Source organism: Nocardia jinanensis (genome assembly GCF_014645735.1).
GTDB lineage: Bacteria > Actinomycetota > Actinomycetes > Mycobacteriales > Mycobacteriaceae > Nocardia > Nocardia jinanensis.
Map to the genome: position 1 here is coordinate 1 of NZ_BMMH01000057.1, position 1,589 is coordinate 1,589.

The 1,589-nt window shown below is 65.6% G+C and carries 1 protein-coding gene; it reads left to right on the plus strand.

The features are described 5' to 3' along the window. Nucleotides 1-389 precede the first annotated feature (389 nt). A partial coding sequence (locus tag IEY68_RS35820; protein ID WP_189094727.1) for an IS110 family RNA-guided transposase occupies nucleotides 390-1,589 on the plus strand: 1,200 nt, incomplete at its 3' end.

Below are 1,589 nucleotides of genomic sequence, written 5' to 3' on the forward strand. Positions count from 1 at the left end.
AGGTCCGGTCGCGACGACTCCTGGATGTCACCGTGGAGCCACGAGTCCTTCGGATAGATCGCGAGCGTCGCGGCCGGACCGAGCCGAGTCGCGGCGCGGCGCGGCAACGGAAACGACACTCATCCAGACGGTGTGTCGATTCTGTCTGTCCGTCGTCAGCGGTTGTGATTGCTCGTGGTTCGAGCCGGCCTGCGCGACCGGACGCCCCGTCATTCGTGAGCTTCGAGCTCTGGGAGAGATCGGCGCCGTGCGGGTGAGCTGGGATCGCGAACAGCTCATCGGAGGCAAGCCCGACAGAGGCTCGTAAGTAGGGTGCTGCGCGTTCTCGCTGGGGTTCTGGGCCACCGGAATACACCTGATGGAGGGCTCGATTGAGTATTTACTGTGGCATGGACTGGGCCGAAGGTCACCACGATGTCGCCATCGTCGACCGAGACGGCAGGCTGCTCGCGAAGAAGCGAATCGCGGACAACCCAACGGGTTTCGCGGAGCTGACCCAGCTGCTGGCCGACACGGGCGACACGAAGGACGACCCGGTCCCGATCGCGATCGAGACCCCGCGGGGGCTCATGGTCGCTTCTTTGCGCGCGGCCGGGCGGCCGGTGTTCGCGATCAACCCGATGGCCGTGGCCCGCTACCGCGAACGCCATTCGGTGGCTCGAGCAAAGTCGGACCACGCTGACGCGATGACCCTGGCCAACATCTTGCGGGTCGACGCCCATCTGCATCGTCGACTTCCTGCCGACAGCGAACTGGCCCAAGCCATCGCAGTCCTCGCGCGCGCCCAGCAGGACGCGGTCTGGAGACGCACGAAAGCCAGCAACGAACTGCGATCTCTGTTGCGCGAGTACTACCCGGCGTTCCTGGACACCTTCGCAGGCCGCTCAGCCACCAACTTGGCCAAACCCGAAACACGGGCAATCCTCGCCATCGCGCCGACACCTGCTGCGGCAGCGAAACTGACCAAGACGCGAGTCGCCGCAGCACTGCGCCGTGCTGGCCGACAGCGTGGTATCGACCAACTCGCTTCCGAGATCGTCACCAGCATGCGGTTGCCGCAGCTGCGGCAACCCGGACCGATCGAGCGAGCAATGGGACAGCAGGCCCTCGCATTACTGGCGATGCTCAATGCCGCATGTGCTGGCGCCTACGAGCTGGAACAGGCTGCGGCCGAACAGTTCAGAACGCACCCCGATCACGCCATCATCACCAGCTTCCCGGGACTGGCCGACCTCACCGGAGCGCGCATGCTCGCCGAGATCGGTGACGACCGCCGCCGATTCGCCGACGCCCGCGCACTCAAGGCATACGCCGGATCAGCGCCCGTCACCCGGGCTTCGGGCAAAAGTATCTCCATCACCCACCGCAGGATCAAAAATGATCGCCTGGCCGCCGTTGGCTGGATCTGGGCCACCACCATGGTCGTCCTTCCAGGCCCCGCCCAACAGCACTACCGGCGCCGCCGCGATCACGGTGACCGCCACGCTCCCGCGGTCCGCCACCTGTTCAACAAGATGGTCGGCCAGCTCCACCACTGCCTGCAAACACGCCAGACCTACGATCCCGTCAAAGCCTTCGCCGACCATCCT